The sequence below is a fragment of the Streptomyces sp. NPDC020983 genome, from assembly GCF_044333485.1.
Lineage (GTDB): Bacteria > Actinomycetota > Actinomycetes > Streptomycetales > Streptomycetaceae > Actinacidiphila.
Genome location: NZ_JBIRRA010000004.1, coordinates 315,470 through 338,386 on the forward strand (window position 1 = coordinate 315,470; position 22,917 = coordinate 338,386).

At 74.3% G+C, this 22,917-nt stretch carries 17 protein-coding genes; 13 read left to right on the forward strand and 4 right to left on the reverse strand.

Annotation, left to right across the window (positions count from 1 at the left end):
• The first annotated feature begins 148 nt into the window (after positions 1-148).
• Both ACH4SE_RS10435 and ACH4SE_RS10440 read left to right on the forward strand, forming a co-directional pair.
• Positions 149-2,086 (forward strand): TIGR03960 family B12-binding radical SAM protein, encoded by a 1,938-nt coding sequence (locus ACH4SE_RS10435; RefSeq protein ID WP_398543196.1) that lies wholly within the window; start codon positions 149-151, stop codon positions 2,084-2,086.
• A 99-nt stretch (positions 2,087-2,185) separates the two neighbouring features.
• Positions 2,186-2,623, forward strand: coding sequence for a hypothetical protein (locus tag ACH4SE_RS10440; protein ID WP_398542913.1), 438 nt, complete (start codon positions 2,186-2,188; stop codon positions 2,621-2,623).
• A 60-nt stretch (positions 2,624-2,683) separates the two neighbouring features.
• On the opposite strand, the gene ACH4SE_RS10445 is transcribed toward ACH4SE_RS10440, so the two are convergent.
• A complete protein-coding gene (locus ACH4SE_RS10445; protein ID WP_398542914.1) occupies positions 2,684-3,598 on the reverse strand; it encodes a hypothetical protein in 915 nt (304 codons plus the stop codon).
• Between the two features lie 73 nt (positions 3,599-3,671).
• Positions 3,672-4,301, reverse strand: coding sequence for a LysE family translocator (locus tag ACH4SE_RS10450; protein ID WP_398542915.1), 630 nt, complete (start codon positions 4,299-4,301; stop codon positions 3,672-3,674).
• 205 nt (positions 4,302-4,506) lie between these two features.
• Here ACH4SE_RS10450 and ACH4SE_RS10455 point away from each other — a divergent pair, with 205 nt between their 5' ends.
• The 7 genes from ACH4SE_RS10455 to obgE all read left to right on the forward strand — a co-directional run bounded on the left by ACH4SE_RS10455 (position 4,507) and on the right by obgE (position 15,330).
• On the forward strand, positions 4,507-6,069 hold the full coding sequence (locus ACH4SE_RS10455; protein ID WP_398542916.1) for a PLP-dependent aminotransferase family protein: 1,563 nt from the start codon (positions 4,507-4,509) through the stop codon (positions 6,067-6,069).
• Positions 6,070-6,327: 258 nt separating this feature from the next.
• The gene (locus ACH4SE_RS10460) at positions 6,328-7,497 is read left to right on the forward strand and encodes a hypothetical protein (RefSeq protein WP_398542917.1); all 1,170 of its coding nucleotides are present in this window, start codon (positions 6,328-6,330) and stop codon (positions 7,495-7,497) included.
• 174 nt (positions 7,498-7,671) lie between these two features.
• Positions 7,672-8,445 (forward strand): TIGR03936 family radical SAM-associated protein, encoded by a 774-nt coding sequence (locus ACH4SE_RS10465; protein WP_398542918.1) that lies wholly within the window; start codon positions 7,672-7,674, stop codon positions 8,443-8,445.
• A gap of 218 nt (positions 8,446-8,663) precedes the next feature.
• On the forward strand, positions 8,664-12,794 hold the full coding sequence (locus ACH4SE_RS10470; RefSeq protein WP_398542919.1) for an Rne/Rng family ribonuclease: 4,131 nt from the start codon (positions 8,664-8,666) through the stop codon (positions 12,792-12,794).
• 383 nt (positions 12,795-13,177) lie between these two features.
• Positions 13,178-13,501 (forward strand): 50S ribosomal protein L21, encoded by a 324-nt coding sequence (rplU, locus tag ACH4SE_RS10475; protein WP_398443169.1) that lies wholly within the window; start codon positions 13,178-13,180, stop codon positions 13,499-13,501.
• 14 nt (positions 13,502-13,515) lie between these two features.
• The gene (gene rpmA / locus ACH4SE_RS10480) at positions 13,516-13,770 is read left to right on the forward strand and encodes a 50S ribosomal protein L27 (protein ID WP_398181621.1); all 255 of its coding nucleotides are present in this window, start codon (positions 13,516-13,518) and stop codon (positions 13,768-13,770) included.
• Between the two features lie 120 nt (positions 13,771-13,890).
• Positions 13,891-15,330: a GTPase ObgE gene (obgE, locus tag ACH4SE_RS10485; RefSeq protein ID WP_398542920.1), complete on the forward strand. Its 1,440-nt coding sequence runs from the start codon at positions 13,891-13,893 to the stop codon at positions 15,328-15,330.
• A 27-nt stretch (positions 15,331-15,357) separates the two neighbouring features.
• Here obgE and ACH4SE_RS10490 read toward each other — a convergent pair whose 3' ends face one another.
• Together ACH4SE_RS10490 and ACH4SE_RS10495 are read right to left on the reverse strand one after the other, a co-directional pair.
• A complete protein-coding gene (locus ACH4SE_RS10490) occupies positions 15,358-15,813 on the reverse strand; it encodes a GtrA family protein (RefSeq protein ID WP_398542921.1) in 456 nt (151 codons plus the stop codon).
• An 8-nt stretch (positions 15,814-15,821) separates the two neighbouring features.
• Positions 15,822-16,862, reverse strand: coding sequence for a glycosyltransferase family 2 protein (locus ACH4SE_RS10495; RefSeq protein ID WP_398542922.1), 1,041 nt, complete (start codon positions 16,860-16,862; stop codon positions 15,822-15,824).
• Positions 16,863-17,655: 793 nt separating this feature from the next.
• Between ACH4SE_RS10495 and ACH4SE_RS10500 the strand changes: the two genes are divergently transcribed.
• Genes ACH4SE_RS10500 through ACH4SE_RS10515 form a run of 4 tightly spaced genes read left to right on the forward strand, consistent with a single transcriptional unit; the run spans position 17,656 to position 22,914 of the window.
• Entirely contained in the window at positions 17,656-18,765 is a 1,110-nt protein-coding gene (locus ACH4SE_RS10500; RefSeq protein WP_398542923.1) for a DegT/DnrJ/EryC1/StrS family aminotransferase, read from the forward strand.
• Positions 18,762-19,787, forward strand: coding sequence for a Gfo/Idh/MocA family oxidoreductase (locus ACH4SE_RS10505; RefSeq protein WP_398542924.1), 1,026 nt, complete (start codon positions 18,762-18,764; stop codon positions 19,785-19,787). The genes ACH4SE_RS10500 and ACH4SE_RS10505 overlap by 4 nt, the downstream gene beginning before the upstream one ends.
• Positions 19,784-21,331, forward strand: a complete 1,548-nt coding sequence (locus tag ACH4SE_RS10510; RefSeq protein WP_398542925.1) for a glycosyltransferase family 4 protein — start codon at positions 19,784-19,786, stop codon at positions 21,329-21,331. The genes ACH4SE_RS10505 and ACH4SE_RS10510 overlap by 4 nt, the downstream gene beginning before the upstream one ends.
• Positions 21,328-22,914 carry a glycosyltransferase family 2 protein gene (locus tag ACH4SE_RS10515; RefSeq protein ID WP_398542926.1) on the forward strand — a complete coding sequence of 529 codons (1,587 nt, stop codon included), beginning with the start codon at positions 21,328-21,330 and terminating at the stop codon, positions 22,912-22,914. The genes ACH4SE_RS10510 and ACH4SE_RS10515 overlap by 4 nt, the downstream gene beginning before the upstream one ends.
• Positions 22,915-22,917: the final 3 nt, after the last annotated feature.

The window sequence follows — 22,917 nt, forward strand, 5'->3', positions numbered from 1 at the left end:
GCCCTCCCGGGCGCCCCGCGGCGGCCCGGGGGAGCGCGCGGCCCGGGAGGTGCGGGCGGACGGGTAGTCTTGAGGGTCACCCGTCCCCATGGGGGTGCGCCGCCGCCCCGGGACCGTCGCCCACCGTCAGCTGATGAAAGTCGCCGAGATGCCTGTCGAGTCGGTCTTCCCGCGCTTGGAAGCACTTCTCCCGCACGTCCAGAAGCCGATCCAGTACGTGGGCGGTGAGCTGAACTCCACCGTCAAGGACTGGGACGCCGCCGACGTCCGGTGGGCGCTCATGTACCCGGACGCGTACGAGGTGGGGCTGCCCAACCAGGGCGTCATGATCCTCTACGAGGTGCTCAACGAGCGCGAGGGCGTCCTCGCGGAGCGCACGTACAGCGTGTGGCCGGACCTGGAAGCGCTCATGCGCGAGCACGGGGTGCCGCAGTTCACCGTGGACGCGCACCGGCCCGTGCGGGCCTTCGACGTCTTCGGGCTGAGCTTCTCCACCGAGCTGGGCTACACCAACATGCTCGCCGCGCTCGATCTCGCGGGCATCCCGCTGAACGCCGCGGACCGCACGGTGGACGACCCGATCGTCCTGGCCGGCGGGCACGCCGCCTTCAACCCCGAGCCCATCGCCGACTTCGTCGACGCGGCCGTGATCGGCGACGGCGAGCAGGCCGTGCTGGAGATCACCGAGGTCGTCCGCGCCTGGAAGGCCGAGGGCCGCCCGGGCGGGCGCGACGAGCTGCTGCTGCGGCTGGCGAAGACCGGCGGGGTCTACGTGCCGCGCTTCTACGACGTCGAGTACCTGGCCGACGGCCGTATCGCCCGGGTCGTGCCGAACCGCAGCGGCGTGCCGTGGCGGGTGTCCAAGCACACCGTGATGGACCTCGACGAGTGGCCGTACCCCAAGCAGCCGCTGGTACCGCTCGCCGAGACCGTGCACGAGCGGATGTCGGTGGAGATCTTCCGCGGCTGCACGCGCGGCTGCCGCTTCTGCCAGGCCGGCATGATCACCCGCCCGGTGCGCGAGCGCTCCATCACCGGCATCGGCGAGATGGTCGAGGCGGGCCTGAAGGCGACCGGCTTCGAGGAGGTCGGCCTGCTGTCGCTGTCCTCCGCCGACCACAGCGAGATCGCCGAGATCGCCAAGGGCCTCGCCGACCGCTACGAGGACGACAAGATCGGCCTGTCCCTGCCGTCCACCCGGGTCGACGCCTTCAACATCGACCTGGCCGACGAGCTGACGCGCAACGGCCGCCGCTCCGGCCTGACCTTCGCCCCCGAGGGCGGCTCGGAGCGCATCCGCAAGGTCATCAACAAGATGGTCTCCGAAGAGGACCTGATCCGTACGGTCGCGACCGCGTACGGCAACGGCTGGCGGCAGGTGAAGCTGTACTTCATGTGCGGCCTGCCCACCGAGACCGACGAGGACGTGCTGCAGATCGCCGAGATGGCCAAGCGCGTCATCCAGAAGGGCCGCGAGGTCACCGGGCAGAACGACATCCGCTGCACCGTCTCCATCGGCGGCTTCGTGCCCAAGCCGCACACCCCCTTCCAGTGGGCGCCGCAGCTCGGCGTCGAGGAGACCGACGCGCGCCTGGAGAAGCTGCGCGACGCGATCCGCGGCGACAGGAAGTACGGCCGCAACATCGGCTTCCGCTACCACGACGGCAAGCCCGGCATCGTCGAGGGCCTCCTGTCCCGCGGCGACCGCCGCGTCGGCGCCGTGATCCGCGCGGTCTACGAGGACGGCGGCCGCTTCGACGGCTGGCGCGAGCACTTCTCCTACGACCGCTGGATGCGCGCCTGCGACGCCGTCCTGCCCGCCGCCGGCGTGGACCTCCCCTGGTACACCACCCGCGAGCGCACCGCCGAGGAGGTCCTGCCCTGGGACCACCTCGACTCCGGCCTCGACAAGGACTGGCTGTGGGAGGACTGGCAGGACGCCCTCGACGAGACCGAGGTCGAGGACTGCCGCTGGACCCCGTGCTTCGACTGCGGTGTGTGCCCCCAGATGGACACCCACATCCAGATCGGCCCGACCGGCAAGAAGCTCCTGCCGCTCACGGTGGTCGACGCGGCCGGTTCCTGACCGCCCGGCGCCCCGCGCCCCGGCCGCCCCGAGTGGCGGGCGGGGGCGGGGCGGGCATCCTGGGTGGGAGGGGGATGCCGCGACGGGAGGAATCCGGTCATGAAGCTGCGCCAGCTCCCGCCCCGGGCGGCCACCGGGGCGTTCGTCCTGCATTCGGGACTGCAGAAGTGGAAGGGCGACGAGGCCACCGCCGAGATGCTCCACGGGATGGCCTGCGGGGCCTACCCGGTGTTCCGCAAGCTCAGCGCGCAGCAGTTCCTGCGGGTGCTGTCGTGCGCGGAGATCACCACCGGCTCGCTGCTGCTCGCGCCCTTCGTCCCGGCGGCCGTCGCCGGGGCCTTCCTCACCGGGTTCTCGGGCGCGCTCCTCGGCCTCTACGCGCGCACGCCCGGCATGCACGAGCCCGGCAGCGTCTGGCCGACGCAGAACGGCATCGCGCTGGCGAAGGACTCCTGGATGTTCGGCGTCGGCCTCGGCCTGATCGCCGACGACGTCACGTCCTGCGGCTGCGGCCACCGGTGCCGCTGCCACCGGTGAACCGGCGCCGGCGGGTGCGGCCCGCGGCCCCGGCCGCCGGCCCCCGGCCGGTTCGCCCCGTCACGAGGCGAGCGCGGCCATCAGGGTGCGCATCGTCGGGACGAGGTCACCGCGCAGCGGGCTCGTGTCGATGACGCCCGGACGGGTGGCGGACCCGTCCGCATTGACGGGCTGCCTGCCGTGCGCGGTGTCCCACACGTTGACGCCGGTCAGCGTCAGCGTGAAGACCGCTCCGCCGTGCCGTACCGCGAGGGACTGGCGGAACTGCGAGCCGACGAGGTTCGCCCGGTCGCCGAGGCCGCGCGGGTGGCTCGTCTTCTCGGGCACGTCGACGACGAGGAACAGGGCGCCGGGGATGTGCGGGCGCCCTCCCACGGCCTCGCCGGAGGCGTCGAACTCCGCGCTGGGGTCGGTCTTCCTGTGCAGGTCCACGGTCACGGCGACGGTGTAGGTGGACGTCCAGCCGTCGCCGTCGTCCGCCGTGTCCGCCGTCAGCTCGCACTCGACGTGGTCCAGCGCCGGACTGCGGGCGACCATCGGCACCTGCTGGCCGAAGGCCTGGGTGCCGAGGTGGTCGGTGAGCGGCCGCAGGTTCATGTACGTGCAGGGGTTGCCCCCGTCCACGTGGTAGCCGTGCAGGTCGGGCGCCGGGGTGCGGCCGTAGCCGGTGCCCCGGAGGGCACCCGCCCACACCGCGGAGGTCACCACGACCGCGCAGGCCGCCCACACCCAGGGGCGGTCCCTCAGCCGCAGGAGCAGCGGGCGCAGCCGGGCGGGCCGCGGCGGGCGGCCCGCGCCGCTGAGCACTTCCGCGCGGGGGTCCGTGCCGGGGACCGTGCCGGGTTCCGTGCCCGGTTCCGTGCCGGGTTCCGTGCCGGGGGAGGGGATCCTGCCCGGGAGCTGCTCCGCGAAGAGGCCCGGGCCGGGGGACACCGGGGCGCCCTCGTCGCCCTCCATCTCCGGCTCGCTGATCACGCCTCGTCCCCCCTCGCCGTCCTGCCCGCGCTCACCATAGGCGCCGCGGGCGGGACTCGGCGAGGGTGCCGGTTCAGCGGGCGGCCAGCACGAGCCGCGCACCCAGCGTGACGAAGGAGCCCGCGAAGACCCGCCGGGCCCACGTCAGGACCCGGGGCCGCGCCACGACCTGCTGCCGCACCGACGCGGCCAGCAGCCCGTAGGCGGCGAAGACCGCGAACGTCATCAGCATGAACACCCCGCTCAGCATCAGCATCCGGCGGGCCGGGTGCGGGTCGCCCTCGTGCACGAACTGGGGCAGGAAGGCGAAGAAGAAGAGCGTCAGCTTGGGGTTGAGGAGGTTGAGCAGCACGGCCGAGCCGACGACACGGGAGGAGGGCCGCGCGGGCGCGCCGCCCCCGGGGCTGTCCGCCTGGGGGACCACCAGCGCGTCCCGGTCCCGCAGCGTCGAGTACGCCATGACCAGCAACCACGCCACTCCCGCGTACGTCAGGACCCGGAAGGCGAGCGGACTGGCGTGCAGCAGTGCGGCGGCCCCCGTCACGGTGGCCAGCACGTGCGGCACGATCCCGAGCGTGCACCCGGCCGCCGCGACCACCCCCGCCCGCGGCCCGTGTGCGAGCGCGGCGGACAGCGTGTAGACGACACCCGTCCCGGGCGTCAGGCAGATGATCAGCGCGGTGAGGAGGAAGGCGGTACTCATGGCGACTCCGGGGAGTGGGGGCCGCGGCGCGGCCCGGTGGCATGGATCGGAGGGCTTCGGGATTCTGCGGGCGGTGGCCTGAGCCGGCTGCCGAGTGCGGGCTGCCGGGTGCGGGTGCCGGGTGGGCCTGCGCCGGGTGGGCGGTGGGGCTTGCGGAGGTGGCGGGCGGTGGCTCGCAGGAACAGCCTGCTGCCACAATGGCCCGGTGCCCAGGTCCAAAGAGCGGCCTTCCGACAGGTCCGTAACGTCCGCGGCCCCCGCGGCGGGAGCGGACTTCCTTCAGCTCGACATCGCCGCCGCCCCGCCCGGCGGGCGCGCCGCGTGGCTCGCCGCGGAGCTGCGCCGGGCGGTCTCGGACGGGCGCCTCCCGCTGGGCGCGCGGCTGCCCGCCACCCGCGCCCTCGCCGCCGACCTCGGCGTGTCCCGCGGTGTCGTCACCGAGGCGTACCGCCGTCTCGCGGAGGACGGTCACACCGCCGGCGACGGCCGCGCGGGCACGCGGGTGGTGGCGAAGCCGCTGGCCGCACGGCCGGCCGGGGACGGCGCCGGGCGGGCTGCGCCCGTGCCGGGGGCGGCCGGCGGAGGCGCCCGGCGTACGGCGGCGGATCCCGGGCGTACGGTCGCGGTCCGGCTCTTCGACGGGACGCCCGGGACCGACACCTTCGACCGGCTCCGTGCCGCGCCCGCGCGGATCGACCTCTCGCCCGGGGCGCCCGACCTCGCCGCCTTCCCCCGCGCGGAATGGCTGCGCGCCGAGCGGGCCGTCCTCGTCGACCTGCCCGCCGCCGACCTCGGCTACGGCGACCCGCGCGGCGCCCCCGCCCTGCGCCGGGAGGTCGCCGCCTGGCTCGCCCGGAACCGCGGCATCCCCGCCGAACCTGACGACGTCGTCATCGTCGGCGGCACCGCCCAGGCCCTCGGCCTCTTCGCCCAGCTCCTCGCCGCCGACGGCATCGGCACCCTCGCCTTCGAGGACCCCGGCTCCCTCGGGGTGCGCCAGCACCTCGTCCGCGCCGGGCTGCACACCCCGCCCGTCCCCGTCGACGCCGACGGCCTGCGCGTCGACGCGCTCCGTGCGAGTGGTGCCCCCGCCGTCCTGGTCACGCCCGCGCACCAGTTCCCCACCGGCGTCGTGCTCGGCGGCGGACGGCGCCGCGCCCTCATGGACTGGGCCGCGCGCGACGGCGGGCTCGTCGTCGAGGACGACTACGACGCCGAGCACCGCTACGACCGGCCGCCCGTCGCCGCGCTGCGCGCGCTGCTCGCCGACCACGTCTGCTACACGGGCAGCGTCTCCAAACTCCTCGCGCCCGCGCTGCGCATCGGCTGGGTGCTCGTGCCCGCACGGCACCACGGCACGCTCGTGGAGGCCAAGCGCTTCGCCGACCTCGGCACCCCGACGCTTCCGCAACTCGTCCTGGCCCACCTGATGCGGACCGGCGCGCTGGAGCGGCAGCTGCGGCTGCTGCGCCGCAGGCACCGGCAGCGCAGGGACGCGATGGTGGCGGCGATCGCGGAGGCGCTGCCCGGCGCGGTCGTCCGCGGGGCGGCCGCCGGGCTGCACGTCACCGTCACGCTGGAGGCGTACGGGGAGGTGTCCGACGCGGAGGTCGCCGCCGCCGCCCTCGGGCACGGGGTGAAGGTGCACCCCCTGTCCTGGCACCGCCAGTTGGCCGGGCCGCCGGGCCTCGTCCTCGGCTACGCGGCCCGCACGCCCGCGGACATCGCCACGGGCGTGGCCGTTCTGGGCCGGCTCCTCAACGGGTGAGGCGGCCGTCCCCCCGGGGGGGCGAACGCCGCGGGGGTGGCGGTGGTGCTGGGGCGTCCGTCCCGCGACGGGGGTGCGTGCGGTTCCCCGCGCCCCTGGGGCGTCCGCCGCGTGGCCGCACCACCCCGGCGGTCCCGGGGCGCGCCGCCAAGGGCGCGGGGCACCGCGCGCCCAGCCCGGCGGAGGCGGCCGGTCGCCGCACGTGCGCATCCGGTCAAGGCGTCCGCCCGGAGGGGCCGGGCCTGTTACGTTCAGGGAGTGGGGGAACAGGGGGAGTTGGGGCCGGCGCGGCCGCCCGCGGGTGAGGGGTGCCTGGTCGTCGCGATACGCGTGCCCGTACGCGTCGTGACGTTCGCCCTCGTGCTTCCCGTCCGGCTCGTGTGGGACGCCTTCGTCACGGTGGTGCGCGCGTGCAGGGAGGCCCTGCGGTGGGCGTGGCGCCGGGCCGTGCTGCCGGTGCTCCGGGCCGCGGGGTGGTGTGCCGCGGCGCTGTTCCGCTACACCGTGGTGGCGGTTGCCGTGGCGGTGTGGCGCTGGGTGGTCCTGCCGGCAGCCAGGGCGGCCGAGGCCGTCGTGGGCTTCCTGTGGCGTCGGGTGGTGCTGCCGTCGGGGCGGGCGCTGCGGGTGGTGGTGGGGTTCCTCGGGACGTATCTGCTGGTGCGGCCGGGCAGGTTTCTGTGGCGTCGGGTGACGCTGCCGTCGGGGCGGGCGCTGCGGGTGGTGCTGGGGTTCCTCGGGACGTATCTGCTGGTGCGGCCGGGCAGGTTTCTGTGGCGTCGGGTGACGCTGCCGTCGGGGCGGGCGCTGCGGGTGGTGCTGGGGTTCCTCGGAACGTATCTGCTGGTGCGGCCGGGCACGTTTCTGTGGCGCCGGGTGGTGGTGCCGGTCGCGCGGGCGGTGGGCCGGGTGCTGGAGCTGCTGTGGCGGGGCGTGGCGTTCGCGGCGCGGGCCACCGGCCGGGCGATGGAGCTGCTGTGGCGGGGGGCGGCGTGCGTGGCGCGGGCCACCGGGCGGGCGCTGCGCGCGGTGCGGCGTGGGGTGGCGCGCGGGGTGGGGTGGCTCTTCACGTGGGGGGTGCGGCGGCCGGGCGGCGTGCTGTGGCGCCGGGTCGTGGGGCCGCTCGTGCGGGAGCTGTGGGCGGCGCTGTGCTTCGCGTGGCGCGGCACCGCGTTCGTGTCGCGGGCGGTGGGCCGGGCGCTGCTGTGGGCGGCACGGGTGCTGGTGGCGGCGCCGGTGGCGTGGGTGTGGAGCCGGACGGGCGCCCCGGCGCTGCGCGCGCTGCGTGCGGCGGGCCGGTGGTACCGCCGGGCGGTGTGGCGGCCGGTGGCGGACGCGGTGGCCGAGGCCCGCAGGACCGTACGGCACGTGCTGCTCGGCGCGCGGGCGAAGGAGCCGGAGCGGCTGCCGCGGCGTCCCGGCCGCCGCTGACCGAGCGCGGCGGGGGTGGCCGGGAGTGCGGCGGCCCGGGCCGCAGGTGCGGTGGGCGGCGGCGTGGCGGGCCCGCGCGGCGTAACCTGGGGGAGAACATGTCCGCCGACTCCTCGTAGGGACTGAACGACACTGGGCAAGCGACAGCCCGAAGGCCCGCCGCCCGCGCCGACGGTGCAGCGCATCAGGTTGCGCTACACCAAGCGGGGCCGCCTCCGGTTCACCAGCCACCGTGACTTCCAGCGCGCCTTCGAGCGGGCCCTGCGCAGGGCCGAGGTGCCGATGGCGTACTCCGCGGGCTTCACCCCGCACCCCAAGGTGTCCTACGCCAACGCCGCACCCACCGGCGTCGGCAGCGAGGCGGAGTACCTGGAGATCGGCCTGGCCGAGTCCCGCGACCCGGAGAAGCTGAGGGTCCTGCTGGACGAGTCGCTGCCGCCCGGCCTCGACGTCGTCGAGGCCGTCGAGGCCCGCACGCCGGGCCTGGCCGAGCGCCTGGAGGCCTCGGTGTGGCAGCTCAGGCTGGACGGCGTGGAGCCCGCCGACGCCCGCCGGGCGGTCGCGGCCTTCCTCGCCGCGGACACCGTGGAAGTACAGCGCAGCACGAAGAACGGCATCCGCACCTTCGACTGCCGGGCCGCGGTCACGCGGTTCGAGGTCGTCGACGGTGACGGAACCGGCGAGGGCCCGGGCGCGCCGCACCCGGGTACCGATACACCGCAGGACCGCGCCTGTGCGATACTGCGGCTGGTTGTGCGGCATCTGACACCTGCCGTACGGCCCGACGACGTACTGTCCGGCCTTCAGGCGACGGCCGACCTCGCGCCGCCGGTCCCCGCAGCGGTGACCAGGCTGGCGCAGGGGCCGCTCGCCGAGGACACCGGCACGGTCACCGACCCGCTCGCGCCCGATCGCGACGCCGCGGCGGTGCCGGCCGGTACCGCGTAGCCGCGTCGTCACGCGCGTCGCCGACGCACCAGGGAGCCACCCGGGTCCGGCGCCGCTGACCACATGAGACTTTCGCCGGCCCCTACGGGCGGCCGGCGAGCGAGACAGCAAGCTCCCGTGCGGCGCCCGCGCCCCGGAGGGCGGCCACCGCGATCCAAGCGGCACGCCCCTTCCGATCTGGACGCGGCGCCCGGGAGCGCGACGGGAGCACTGCCCGAATGCCCGACCAGAACGAGACGAACGAGAACCAGGCCGCCGGGGACACGCCCGCGGAAGCGGCGCCGCCGCGCCGCCGCCGTGCCGCCTCCCGCCCCGCGGGACCGCCGGCCGCCGCCGAGAGCACCCCCGAGGCCGAGGCCCCGGCCCGGCGCCGTACGCGCAAGGCCGCGGCGGCCGCGCCCGAGACCCCCGAGACGGTGACCGCCCCCGGGACGGAGGCCCCCAAGCGCCGCCGTGCCACGCGCAAGGCGGAGAGCCCTGCTCCGGTGGAGGAGCAGCAGGCCGAGGCGCCTGCGGTGGAGGAGCCCGCCCCCGCGCGTACCCGCCGCCGTGCGACGCGCAAGGTGGAGAGCCCTGCTCCGGTGGAGGAGGCGCCCGCGGTGGAGGCCCCGGCGGCTGAGGCTCCCGTGGAGGAGGCCCCGACGCGCCGCCGTGCGACGCGCAAGGCGGAGAGCCCCGCTCCGGTGGAGGAGCAGCAGGCCGAGGCGCCTGCGGGGGAGGAGCCGGCCCCCGCGCGTACCCGCCGCCGTGCGACGCGCAAGGCGGAGAGCCCCGCTCCGGTGGAGGAGCAGCAGGCCGAGGCGCCTGCGGGGGAGGAGCCCGCCCCCGCCCGTACCCGCCGCCGTGCGACGCGCAAGGTGGAGAGCCCTGCTCCGGTGGAGGAGGCGCCCGCGGTGGAGGCCCCGGCGGCTGAGGCCCCCGTGGAGGAGGCCCCGACGCGCCGCCGTGCCACGCGCAAGGCGGAGAGCCCTGCTCCGGTGGAGGAGCAGCAGGCCGAGGCGCCTGCGGTGGAGGAGCCCGCCCCCGCCCGTACCCGCCGCCGCGCCACCCGCGCGGTGTCCGCCCCCGCCGCGGAAGCCGCGCCCGCACCCGCCCCCGAGGCCGCGCCCGCCGCACCCGCGCCCGCGGAGAGGTCGCGGCGGACACGGAAGAAGGCCGCCCCCGCCGCCACCTTCTCCGCCGGGGACACGTCCCGGCGCCTGAAGCCCGGCGCGCTGGCCCCCCGCGAGGACGAGCCGGCCCCCGCTGCCGCCGCCCCGGCCCCCGAGACCGTGAACGAGTACACCGGCCGGGCGCTGCGGGACGGCGACGGCTGGGCCGTCGAGGTCGACGACGCCTACGAGATCCGCGGCTACGGCGACACGCCCGCCGAGGCCGCCGCGATGGCGGTCACCGCGATCGCCGACGCCTTCGGCGTCCCGGCCGAGCAGGTCGTGCTCGACGTGCGCACCGAGGAAGTGCCGCTCGGCCGCGGCCGCCGCCGTGCCGCGCAGCCGCCGACCGTGGTCTTCCAGCCCCCGGTCTTCGTCGCCCCCACCGCCGCCGCGCCCGCCGAGAAGGCGGAGGAGGCGGAGGAGCCGGCGGCCGAGGAGTACGAGGGCGGCGGGTCGCGCCGCCGCCGGCGCCGCCGTGGCGGTGCCGCGGTGGAGGAGGCCGCCCCCGGGACAGCCGAGGTCGCCGAGGTCCCCGAGATCACCGAGCCCGCAGAGCCGGAGGACGCCGACGCAGACGCGGAGGACGCCGAGGGCGAGGGCGACGGCGAGGGCCGTCACACGTCCCGGCGCCGCCGCCGCGGTGGCCGCCGCCGCCGTCGCGGTGAGGCCGCCGACCACGCCGAGGACGGCTCCGACGAGGAGGACGACGAGCACGAGGCCGACGAAGCCGACGAGGCCGAGGACGCCGACGAGCACGAGGACGGACACCCGCAGGGCGTCTCCGGCGGGAGCAGCAGCAGCCGTCGCCGCCGTCGCCGCCGCCGTCGCAGCGGTGAAGCGGGCGGGGACGACACGCACGCGGGCGACTCCGACGACCCGGAGCGCACCGTCGTCAAGGTCCGCGAGCCGCGCCAGGCCCAGGAGCCGGCCGGGACGGGCGCCGACCAGGTGCAGTCCATCAAGGGCTCGACCCGCCTGGAGGCGAAGAAGCAGCGCCGCCGGGAGGGCCGCGAGCAGGGCCGCCGCCGGGTGCCGATCATCACCGAGGCGGAGTTCCTGGCGCGCCGCGAGGCCGTCGAGCGCGTCATGGTGGTGCGGCAGAACGGCGAGCGCACCCAGATCGGTGTGCTGGAGGACGGTGTCCTCGTCGAGCACTACGTCAACAAGGAGCAGGCCACCTCGTACGTCGGCAACGTCTACCTGGGCAAGGTGCAGAACGTCCTGCCGTCGATGGAGGCCGCCTTCGTCGACATCGGCAAGGGCCGCAACGCCGTGCTCTACGCGGGCGAGGTCAACTTCGAGGCGCTCGGCCTGTCCGGCGGCCCGCGCCGGATCGAGTCCGCGCTGAAGTCCGGCCAGCCGGTGCTGGTGCAGGTCACCAAGGACCCGATCGGCCACAAGGGTGCCCGCCTCACCAGCCAGGTCAGCCTGCCCGGCCGCTACCTGGTCTACGTGCCCGAGGGCTCGATGACCGGGATCAGCCGCAAGCTGCCCGACACCGAGCGGGCCCGCCTGAAGACCATCCTCAAGAAGATCGTCCCCGAGGACGCGGGCGTCATCGTGCGCACCGCCGCCGAGGGCGCGAGCGAGGACGAGCTGCGCCGTGACGTCGAGCGCCTCCAGGCGCAGTGGGAGGACATCCAGCGCAAGGCCAAGCAGGGCGGCGGCTCCAACGCGCCGACGCTGCTGTACGGCGAGCCCGACATGACCGTGCGGGTCGTCCGCGACATCTTCAACGAGGACTTCTCGAAGGTCATCGTCAGCGGTGACGACGCGTGGGCGACCGTCCACGACTACGTCGCCCACGTCGCGCCCGACCTCGTCGACCGGCTGTCGCGCTGGACGTCCGAGACGGACGTCTTCGCGACGTACCGCATCGACGAGCAGCTGCTCAAGGCGCTGGACCGCAAGGTGTGGCTGCCGTCCGGCGGTTCGCTCGTCATCGACAAGACCGAGGCGATGGTCGTCGTCGACGTCAACACCGGGAAGTTCACCGGGCAGGGCGGCAACCTGGAGGAGACCGTCACCCGCAACAACCTGGAGGCGGCCGAGGAGATCGTCCGGCAGCTGCGGCTGCGGGACCTCGGCGGCATCGTCGTCATCGACTTCATCGACATGGTCCTGGAGTCCAACCGCGACCTGGTCATGCGGCGCCTGCTGGAATGCCTCGGGCGGGACCGCACCAAGCACCAGGTGGCCGAGGTCACCTCGCTGGGCCTGGTGCAGATGACCCGCAAGCGGGTCGGGCAGGGGCTGCTGGAGTCCTTCTCCGAGACCTGTGTCCACTGCAACGGCCGCGGCGTCATCGTCCACATGGACCAGGCGACGACCGTGGGCGGCGGCGGCAAGCGCAAGCGGCGCGGCGGGAAGTCCGGCGCGGACGTCCCGGTCCACGAGCACGTCCACGAGACCGAGGCCGCCGAGGCCGTCGAGATCGAGGTCGAGGAGATTCCGGAGCTGGAGCCCATCGAGGTCGGCGAGTCCGACCTCGTGCCGGCCGTCGGCGACCCGGAGGAGGAGTGGTTCGGCACCGCGGCGGAGGCCGAGGCCGCGGCCTCGCAGTCCCGCGGCCGCACCCGGCGCCGGGGCGCCCGCAAGGCCACCGCGCCCGCCGGTGCGCCCGCGGCGGTGTCCGGTACGCAGGAGGAGCCGGCGGTCGTCGTCGTGCCGGTGAGCGAGCCGGACGTCGAGCCGGCCGCCGCGCTGCCCGAGCCCGAGGTCTCGACGGAGCCGCCGGCCCGTACGCGGCGCCGGGCGACCCGCAAGGCGACGGCCCCGGCCGGCGCGCCGGCGGCGGCGGAGGAGGCGGCCGTCGTGGTCGTCGCCGAGGCCCCCGCCCCCGCGGCGGCGCTGCCCGAGCCCGAGGTCTCGACGGAGCCGCCGGCCCGTACGCGGCGCCGGGCGACCCGCAAGGTGACCGCCCCGGCGGGTTCGCCGGCGGCGGCGGAGGAGGCGGCCGTGGTCGTCGTCCCCGCGGCTGCCGCCCCCGAGGCAGCGCCGGAGGCTCCCGAGGAGGCTCCGGCCGGGGTCCCCGCCGCGGAGGCGCCCGCCGCCGAGGCGGAGCCGAAGAAGCGGACGCGCAAGGCCCCGGCGAAGAAGGCCGCCGCCAAGAAGACGGCCACGAAGAAGACCGCGGCCAAGAAGACGACGACGAAGAAGGCCGCCGCCAAGAAGACGGCGACCCCCGCGGAGTAACCCCGCGCGGGGTGGTGCCCCTCAGGGGCGCGGGGAACCGCGCGGCGAGCCCCCACCGGGGCACGGGTCGTCACCGGCCCGAAGGGCGGGTCCGTACCGGACCGCCGCCCGGTGGGCGGCCGTTCGCGCGGCTCCCCGCGCCGCGGGGTACCCCGCGGCCGCGTCCGCGCCCCGGGGGCCACCCCGCGGCGCGGCCGCGGCCCTTCCGCGGAGGAGGCGGCGATTTGACCGCCGGTCGAGGCGATACGTAAGGTTGAGCCTCGGCGCATCGCGCCCTTCTCCTGAGCAGATTCCTTCCGGCGGCAGCCGGGAGAGGCCTCCCGTCGAGCAGAGTGGGACGGCTGGCGTCAGGGGTTTCGCATCGAGCAGAGAGTGAGTTCCGCGTGTACGCGATCGTGCGTAGCGGTGGCCGCCAGCACAAGGTGGCCGTCGGCGACATCGTCGAGGTCGACAAGATTCCCACCGGCAAGGTCGGCGACGCCGTCGAGCTTTCGACGCTGCTCGTGGTGGACGGCGAGGCCGTCACCAGCGACCCGTGGGTGCTCGCCGGCATCAAGGTCCAGGCCGAGATCGTCGACCACCACAAGGGCCAGAAGATCGACATCCTGCGCTACAAGAACAAGACCGGTTACCGGCGCCGTCAGGGTCACCGCCAGCAGTACACGGCGCTGAAGATCACTGGCATCCCCGCCGCGGCCGCGAAGTAAGGGACTGAGGAGAGATGGCACACAAGAAGGGCGCATCGTCCACCCGGAACGGTCGCGACTCCAACGCTCAGCGGCTCGGCGTCAAGCGCTTCGGCGGCCAGGTCGTCAACGCCGGTGAGATCATCGTCCGCCAGCGCGGCACGCACTTCCACCCCGGTGCGGGCGTGGGCATCGGCAAGGACGACACGCTGTTCGCGCTGTCGGCCGGTGCGGTCGAGTTCGGCACGAAGCGGGGCCGCCGCGTCGTGAACATCGTTCCGGCTGCCTGAGCGGCACACCGAGAACCTTCCGAGGGCGGACCTGCTTCCCGGCAGACGGGAAGCGGGGCCGCCCTCGGCGCGTTATGACAGCGCCGAGGGGCGCACCCGTACGTATCTGGAGGAAACGCCATGACCACCTTCGTGGACCGCGTCGAGCTGCATGTCGCCGCGGGTAACGGGGGCCACGGCTGCGCCTCCGTGCACCGGGAGAAGTTCAAGCCGCTGGGCGGCCCCGACGGCGGCAACGGCGGACGCGGCGGCGACGTCGTCCTGGTGGTCGACCAGGACGTCACGACGCTGCTGGACTACCACCACAGCCCGCACCGCAAGGCCACCAACGGCAAGCCCGGCGAGGGCGGCAACCGCTCCGGCAAGGACGGCCAGGACCTCGTGCTGCCGGTGCCGGACGGCACGGTCGTGCTGGACACCGAGGGCAACGTGCTGGCCGACCTGGTCGGGCAGGGCACGTCGTTCGTGGCCGGGCAGGGCGGCCGCGGCGGCCTGGGCAACGCGGCGCTGGCCTCGGCCCGCCGCAAGGCACCGGGCTTCGCGCTGCTGGGCGAGCCGGGTGTCGCGCGCGACATCGTGCTGGAGCTGAAGACCGTCGCGGACGTGGCGCTCGTCGGCTACCCGAGCGCGGGCAAGTCGTCGCTGATCTCGGTACTGTCCGCGGCCAAGCCGAAGATCGCCGACTACCCCTTCACCACGCTGGTGCCGAATCTGGGCGTGGTGACCGCGGGCGACACCGTCTACACCGTCGCCGACGTCCCCGGGCTGATCCCCGGCGCGAGCGAGGGGCGCGGGCTGGGCCTGGAGTTCCTGCGGCACGTCGAGCGCTGCTCGGTGCTGGTGCACGTGCTGGACACCGCGACGCTGGAGTCCGACCGCGACCCGGTCTCCGACCTCGACGTGATCGAGGCGGAGCTGCGGGCGTACGGCGGCGGCCTGGAGGACCGGCCGCGGATCGTGGTCCTCAACAAGATCGACGTGCCGGACGGCCGCGAGCTGGCGTCGATGGTCCGGCCGGACCTGGAGGCGCGCGGCTACCGGGTCTTCGAGGTCTCCGCGGTGGCGCACGAGGGGCTGCGCGAGCTGTCGTTCGCCCTCGCGCAGATCGTCGCCGAGACGCGCGCGGCGCGCCCGGTGCAGGAGTCCACGCGGGTCGTCATCCGCCCGCAGGCCGTCGACGACAGCGGCTTCACGGTGACGGCGGAGGACGGCCTCTTCCGGGTGCGCGGCGAGAAGCCGGAGCGCTGGGTGCGGCAGACGGACTTCAGCAACGACGAGGCCGTCGGCTACCTCGCCGACCGGCTCAACCGGCTGGGCGTCGAGGACGAGCTGCGCAAAGCGGGCGCCAAGGCGGGCGACGGCGTGGCGATCGGCCCGGACGAGGACGCGGTCGTCTTCGACTGGGAGCCCACGATGGCCGCCGGCGCCGAGATGCTCGGCCGTCGCGGCGAGGACCACCGCTTCGACGCGCCCCGCGCGGCCGCGCAGCGGCGCAAGGACAAGCAGGCCGCCCACGACGAGGCCGAGGACGAGTACCGGGACTTCGACCCGTTCGCCTGAGCCCGGGCGGCCCCGGCGGCCCCGGCGTCAGACGGCGGTCGTCGCCGGCTCCTCCCCGGCGGTGCCCGCGGTGTTCCCGGCGTCCCCGGCGGTCCCGCCGGGGACGTCCCGCGTGAGGATCCGCCGGGACAGCACGTAGGTGAACGGGATCGCGGCGGCCGCCGCGACCAGCGGCGCGACCTTGTCGTTCATGCCCACCCACTCGACGAAGACGTAGACCCCGATGCTGGTCACCACGTAGTTGGTGACGTTGGTCAGCGGGAAGAGGAAGAACTTCCGCCACGTCGGCCGGGTGCGGTAGGTGAAGTACGTGTTGAGGAAGAACGAGCCGATCATGCTCAGCACGAAGGCCGCCGAATACGCCGCGAAATAGGGCATCAGCGGGTGCAGGGCCAGGTAGAAGCCGTAGAACGTGGCGGTGTTCACAGCGCCGACGAGGGCGAACCGGACTATCTGGAGGAGTTGCGGAGTGAGCTTGGGCACGCCCGAACCTAACCGATCCCCAGCGGCCCGGAGCGCTCCGCGGGCTCGGGCACTTCCGCCCCCGCCCGCCGCTCCGGGCGCAGCTCGCCGTACGGCGCCCCCGCCTGGTCGCCGACCCGGAAGGCGCGCGGCGCGTTGGTTTCCTTGACCAGGAAGTGCGGGCGGCGCTTGGTCTCGTAGTAGATGCGGCCGATGTATTCGCCTATCAGCCCCAGCATGATCATCTGGAGTCCGCCCAGGCCCGTGATCGCGACGAGCAGGGTGACGTATCCCGGCGCGGTCGGGCCCTGGACGATGGCCTGCACGGTGATGACCGCCGCGTAGACGGCGGCGAGGGCCGCGAGGCCGAGGCCGGTGTAGATGGCGATCCGCAGCGGGCGGTTGTTGAACGAGATCAGCCCGTCCATGCCGTAGTTGATGAGCGACCCGAAGCGCCACTTCGTCTCGCCGGCCTCGCGTGCGGCGTTGCGGTAGTCGAAGGTGACGGTGTCGAAGCCGATCCAGGAGAACAGCCCCTTGGAGAAGCGGTTGTACTCCGGCATCGACAGCAGCGCGTCCACCGCGGGGCGCGACAGCAGCCGGAAGTCGCCGACGCCGTCGGTCAGCTCGACGTCCACCCACGAGTTGATCATCCGGTAGTAGAGCCGGCTGACGGCGGAGCGCAGCTTCCTGTCGCCCTCGCGCGTGCGGCGGGCGATGACCTGGTCGTGGCCGAGGTGGTGGAGCTCCAGCATGCGGCCGATCAGCTCCGGCGGGTGCTGGAGGTCGGCGTCCATGACGACGACCGCGTCGCCGGTGGCCTCCCGCAGGCCGGCGAGCATGCCGGCCTCCTTGCCGAAGTTGCGGCTGAAGGACACGTAGCGCGTGCTGTCCGGGTTGTTCTTGGCCAGGGCGCGCAGCCGGTCGAGCGTTCCGTCCTTGCTGCCGTCGTCGACGTAGCACAGCTCGTAGCCGACGTCCAAGGTGTCCAGCGTCTCGCGGATCCGCTGGTCGAAGACGTCGATCACGGCCTCTTCGTTGTAGCAGGGGACAACGATCGATAGTCGCATGGGGATCACTTTCGGCGCCGCATGTGGGTGTGGGGGAGTGGCGGCGGTGCCCGCACCATACCCCGTTCGGTCAGCTTAGCCTCCCGCATTCATGTGTTGCGCCGCCCGTCTGTGAATGCAAAGACAAAGTGAACCGAGGAATAACGAGGTACTGCCGGGGGGATACTCCGCTGTGGAGTACGTTCGGCGGCGCCCCCGGCGGTACGGGCCCGATGCAGGTACGGCGTGGTGCGGGTGCGGTGCGGGCGGGCGGGGCTGCGGCGGCGAATTCACCGGTGCGCGGCCGCCGGGCCGCCGTGTTCCGGCCGTGAATGAGCGGAAATCCGGCCGGAGCCGCCCGGGAAGAAGCCCCGCGGGATTATTCAGGACGGTGTCTTCAATCGGACGCCGGGAGTTCACCGGAGTGATCACGCGGGAAATCGGCGGATGCCGTGCGTGATCCACTGTGCGGCTCCGTGCGGGTAAGCGCGCGGCCGGTGCGGAATGCCGCGCCGCCGGGCCGCCCGGGGCGGTGTGATCCCGCACGTCGGGCCGCCGGAGCGGCTGAGTACCCCTGGTACTGTGAGGGCGCCAGAGCACCCGCCCGCCGTGCTGCCCTGCCGTTGTGCCGGTACGACCATCGCGGCAGCGGGGATCTGGAACCGAACGGTCGGTTGCCCTGTGCGGCGCCCGGCCGTGAGGACAGCCGAGCGGCCCACGGGACCGGCCGCCGGACAGACATCCACACCTCGGGTACGGCCTCCGGCGAGGCGTCCGCACCCGCCTTACGCAAAGTGCGGAAAGGGAGGGAACCATGTCAGGCGCTGAGCCGGCATTCGTACCCGCCGCTCGACCCGTCATCGGTGACGACGAGATCGACGCCGCCGTGCGCGTGCTGCGCAGCGGCAGCGTGGTGCAGGGCCCCGAAGTGGCCGCCTTCGAGCAGGAGTTCTCCGCGCTCGTCGCCGACCGGCACTGCGTGGCCGTGAACTCCGGCACCTCCGCCCTGCACCTGGCGCTGCTGGCGCTGGGCATAGGCAGCGGCGACGAGGTGATCGTGCCGTCGTTCTCCTTCGCCGCCACCGCGAACGCCGTCCGCCTGGTGGGCGCAGAGCCCGTCTTCGTCGACATCGACCCGGACAGCTTCTGCGTCGACCCCGCCGCCGTCGAGGCCGCGGTCACCGCGCGCACCGCCGCGATCATGCCCGTGCACCTCTACGGGCACCCCGCCGCGATGGACGAGATCGTGGCCATCGCCGCCAAGCACGGCCTCGCGGTCGTCGAGGACGCCGCCCAGGCCCACGACGCCGCCCTGAACGGCACCCCCGTCGGCGCCTTCGGCGCCGCGGCCTGCTTCAGCTTCTACCCGACCAAGAACATGCACGCCCTGGAGGGCGGCATGGTCAGCACCCCGGACGCGGAGACCGCCCGCACCCTGCGGCTGCTGCGCAACCAGGGCATGGAGCAGCGCTACGCCAACGAGATCGTCGGCGCCAACATGCGGCTGACCGACGTCGCCGCCGCGATCGGCCGCGTCCAGCTCGGCAAGCTCGCCGCCTGGACCGAGCAGCGCCGCGCGAACGCCGCGTTCCTGGACGCGAACCTCACCGGGGTCGTCGTCCCGCCCGTCGCCGAGGGCGCCCGGCACGTCTACCACCAGTACACGATCCGGGTCGCCGACCGGGACGCCGCGCAGAAGGCGCTCGCCGAGCGCGGCATCGGCAGCGGCGTCTACTACCCGACGCCGATCCACCGGCTCAAGCCGTTCTGGGAGCCGGACCAGAAGATCAACCGCCAGTGGGACCTGCCGGAGACGGAGAAGGCCGCGGCGGAGGTGCTGTCGCTGCCCGTCCACCCGTCGCTGAGCCAGGACGACCTGGAGCGGATCGTCACCGCCGTCAACGCCCTGGGGGAGCAGCGATGAGCGAGTCCACCGGTCGGCGGCTGCGCGCCGGCCTCGTCGGCCTCGGCGCGATGGGCCGCAACCACGCCCGCGTCCTGGCCGGGCTCGACGGGGTCGACTTCGTCGGCGTCGTCGACCCGCTGGGCGACGTCAACGGTGCCGCGCACGGCGCCCCGGTCGTCGGTACGGTCGCCGAGCTGCTGGAGATCGGCGTCGACTACGCGGTCGTGGCCTGCCCGACCGCGCTGCACGAGGAGGTCGGCCTGGCGCTGGCCGAGGCCGGTGCGGGCGCCCTCGTCGAGAAGCCGCTGGCGCACACCGTCAAGGCCGCCGAGCGGCTCGTCGAGGCCTTCGAGACGCGCGGCCTGGTGGCCGGCGTCGGCCACATCGAGCGCTTCAACCCCGCGCTGCAGAGCCTGCGGGCGCGGCTCGCGTCCGGTGAGCTGGGCGACGTCTACCAGGTGGTCACCCGCCGCCAGGGCCCCTTCCCGCACCGCATAGCCGATGTCGGCGTGGTCAAGGACCTCGCGACCCACGACATCGACCTGACCTCCTGGGTCACCGGCAGCGACTACACCTCGGTGTCCGCCCGGACGGTCTCCAAGAGCGGCCGCGAGCACGAGGACATGGTCGCGGTCGTCGGCCAGCTCGAGGACGGCACGATGGTCAGCCATCTGGTGAACTGGCTCAGCCCGCTCAAGGAGCGCACCACCGTGGTCACCGGCGAGCGCGGCTGCTTCGTGGCCGACACCCTCACCGCCGACCTGACGTTCTTCGCCAACGGCGTCATCAGCACCGAGTGGGAGGCGCTGCGCGCCTTCCGCGGGGTGTCGGAGGGCGACATGGTCCGCTACGCCCTCGCCAAGCGCGAGCCGCTGCTCGTCGAGCACGAGCTGTTCCGGGACGCGATGCTCGGCAAGGACGCCGACATCGTCACCCTGCGCCAGGGCCTGCGCACCGTCGAGGTCTCCTCGGCGGTCATCGAGGCCGCGCAGACCGGCGAGACCGTTCGCCTGACGGAAGGGGCGGGCGTCAGGTCATGAGCGCCAACGCTCCCTCGTGGCCCGGCCGCGGTACGCGCGGCCGGGTCCTGATGCTCGTCGACAACGGTGTGCACGGCGACTCGCGCGTGCAGAAGGCCGCCGCCTCCGCGGCCGCCGCGGGCTGGGACGTCATCCTGCTCGGCAGGTACCCCGGCAAGGGCGAGGAACACTGGCAGCTCGGCGACGCCGACGTGCACCTGGTCCGGATGACGCCCAAGCTGTCGGTGCCGCCCAAGGAACTGCGCGGCACCCTGCTGCGCCGGCCGCTGGCCTACCAGTCGGCCCGCGTCCAGGGTTACCGCGAGGCACACGTCAAGGCCTGGCGGGCCGACCTCCGGGTGCGCGCCGACGCCCGCCGGTCCGGCGGCCCCGGCGGCAGCTCGCCGCTCGGGCTGGTCGTGCCGAAGCTGGCCGCCAAGGTCACGGCGTCCTGGGTGAAGCTGCGCTCCCGGCAGACCAAGCAGCTCGCCGCGCTGCGGCGGACCCGCTCCGCCCCGCTGGACCGGCTGGTCACCCGTTTCTGGCTGACGACCATGCGCGAGCGCGCGTGGCGCCGTCTGTCGCCGAACGTGTGGGACTTCGAGCTGAGCTTCGGCCCGGTCATCGACGCCCTCAAGCCGGACCTGATCCACGCCAACGACTTCCGCATGCTGGGCGTCGGCGCCCGCGCCGCCGTGCGCGGCCGGGCCGCGGGCCGCGGCACCAAGCTGGTGTGGGACGCGCACGAGTTCGTCCCCGGTGTCCGCTCGTGGGCCAACAAGCGCACGCTGCCGGCCATGGTCGGCTACGAGCGCGAGCACGCGCGCCACGCCGACGCCGTGATGACGGTCTCCGAGGGCCTCGCGGAGCTGCTGCGGGACACGCACGGCCTCAAGGAGCTGCCCGCGGTCGTGCTCAACGCGCCCGCGAAGGCCGTCACGCAGAAGACCGTCGACGAGCCCGTACCCGACATCCGCGAGCTGTGCGGTGTCGGCCCGGACGTCCCGCTGCTCGTCTACAGCGGCCTCGCCGCGGCACAGCGCGGCCTGGACATCATGGTCGAGGGCCTGCCCGAGCTGCCGGGCACGCACGCGGTGTTCGTGTGCGGCGACCCGCAGGCGCCGTACGTGCGCGGGCTGCTCAAGCGGGCCGAGGAGCTGGGTGTCGGCGACCGCGCGCACGCGGTGCCGTACGTGTCGCACTGGCAGATCGTGCCGTTCCTGTCCGGCGCGACCGTGGGCGTGATCCCGATCCACCACTGGCCGAACCACGAGATCGCGCTGATCACCAAGTTCTTCGAGTACTCGCACGCGGGGCTGCCGCTCGTGGTGAGCGACGTGAAGACGATGTCCAAGGTGACCCGGGAGACCGGCCAGGGCGAGGTCTTCACCGCCAAGGACACCGCCGACTACGTGCGCGCCGTCCGCGAGGTGCTGGCCGACCCCGAGCGCTACACGAAGGCGTACGCGCGCGAGGGTCTGCTGGAGGAATGGACCTGGGAGGCGCAGGCGAAGGTGCTGGACGGCGTCTACACCCGGCTGCTCCGCCCGGAGGGCGCTAGATGACGCCTCCGCCGGATGTCACCGTCGTGACGGCGGTCTACAACACCATGCCGTACCTGACCGAGTGCCTGACCTCGCTCGTCGAGCAGACCATCGGCCTGGACCAGCTGGAGGTCGTCGCCGTCGACGACGGGTCCACCGACGACAGCCTGAAGGAGCTGGAGCGCTTCGCCAGCCTCTACCCGGGCACGGTGAAGGTGCTGCGGCAGCCCAACTCCGGCGGACCGGCGGCGCCCAGCAACAAGGCCCTGGACGCCGCCACCGGCCGCTACGTCTTCTTCATCGGCTCCGACGACCGGCTCGCCCCGTTCGCCCTGGAGCGGATGGTCGCGGCCGCCGACGAGCACGGCTCCGACGTGGTCGTCGGCAAGATGGAGGGCACCAACGGGCGCTACGTCCACCAGGAGCTCTACCAGGAGACGCGGCACGACGTCACGTTCACCAACTCGGCGCTGCCGTGGACCGTGGCCAACACCAAGCTCTTCCGGCGCGAGCTGGTCGAGCGGCACGGGCTGCGCTTCCCCGAGGACATGCCGGTCGGCAGCGACCAGCCCTTCACGATCGAGGCGTGCCTGCGCGCGTCCCGAATCTCGGTGCTCGCCGACGGCACCTACTACTACGCCGTCAAGCGCGAGGACTCCGGGAACATCACCTACCGGGCGAACCACGAGGCCCGCCTGGCGTGCGCGGCGCGCGTCATGGACCACGTCGCCGGCCTGGTCGAGCCCGGCCCGCTGCGGGACGCCGTGCTCATGCGGCACTTCCGCTGGGAGCTGGCCAAGCTCTTCCAGGACGACTTCCCGGCCCTCGACGCCGGCGTGCGCGAGCGCCTGGTCCAGGGCGTCGCCGGGCTCGCCGACCGCTACCTCACCGACGCGGTGCGCGACAGCATGGGCGTCAAGCAGCGCGTCCGGATCGGTCTCGCGCAGGCCCGGCGGACGGACGAGCTGTGCGCCCTCATCGAGGACGAGACCGAGCACGGCGCGCCGCCGTTCGTCCTGGAGGGCGAGCGCGCCTACGCCCGCTACCCGGGGTTCCGGGACGCCGACGCGACCCTGCCCATGCGGTGGTTCGAGATTGTCGAGGAGAGCGTCGCGGGCCGGCTCTCCGCCGGTGCCCGGATCACCTCCGCGGTCTGGGGCCGTTCCGGCCAGGGCCCCGTCCTGGACCTCACCGCGAAGATCAAACTGCTGGGCCCGTACGGTGCGGGGCCGGCCTTCGGCGTCGAGCTCGTGATGACCGGGGCCGAGGGTGTGCCGGACGTGCCCGGGGAGTCCTCCGTCAAGGGCATGCCCAAGGGCGGCGCCGCGACCCTCGTCGGCGGGCGGATCCCGCTGCGGGCGCTCGCCGCCGCGTCCCGCGGTGCCGTCCGCTGGCGCCCGGTCCTCGCGGTGACCCTCGCGGGCACGCCGTACCGTGTGCGGCTGAGCGCTTCCGGCACAAGGCGGTGGCGCCTGGTGCGCCGCGGCCTGCGGACGTACGCGGTCGCCCTCTCCAACGACAGCAAGGGGCGGCTGATGTGCACCGTCGCCCCGATCGGGCTGCGAGCCGTCGCAGCGCGACTGCTCCGACTCAGGAAGAAGTAACAC

Coding starts and splice junctions, on each gene's coding strand:
- ACH4SE_RS10440 (WP_398542913.1), top strand. CDS start 2,186: ATGAAGCTGCGCCAGCTCCCGCCCCGGGCGGCCACCGGGGCGTTCGTC.
- obgE (WP_398542920.1), top strand. CDS start 13,891: ATGACCACCTTCGTGGACCGCGTCGAGCTGCATGTCGCCGCGGGTAAC.
- ACH4SE_RS10495 (WP_398542922.1), bottom strand. CDS start 16,862: ATGCGACTATCGATCGTTGTCCCCTGCTACAACGAAGAGGCCGTGATC.
- rpmA (WP_398181621.1), top strand. CDS start 13,516: ATGGCACACAAGAAGGGCGCATCGTCCACCCGGAACGGTCGCGACTCC.
- ACH4SE_RS10450 (WP_398542915.1), bottom strand. CDS start 4,301: ATGAGTACCGCCTTCCTCCTCACCGCGCTGATCATCTGCCTGACGCCC.
- ACH4SE_RS10435 (WP_398543196.1), top strand. CDS start 149: ATGCCTGTCGAGTCGGTCTTCCCGCGCTTGGAAGCACTTCTCCCGCAC.
- ACH4SE_RS10500 (WP_398542923.1), top strand. CDS start 17,656: ATGTCAGGCGCTGAGCCGGCATTCGTACCCGCCGCTCGACCCGTCATC.
- ACH4SE_RS10510 (WP_398542925.1), top strand. CDS start 19,784: ATGAGCGCCAACGCTCCCTCGTGGCCCGGCCGCGGTACGCGCGGCCGG.
- ACH4SE_RS10470 (WP_398542919.1), top strand. CDS start 8,664: ATGCCCGACCAGAACGAGACGAACGAGAACCAGGCCGCCGGGGACACG.
- ACH4SE_RS10505 (WP_398542924.1), top strand. CDS start 18,762: ATGAGCGAGTCCACCGGTCGGCGGCTGCGCGCCGGCCTCGTCGGCCTC.
- ACH4SE_RS10515 (WP_398542926.1), top strand. CDS start 21,328: ATGACGCCTCCGCCGGATGTCACCGTCGTGACGGCGGTCTACAACACC.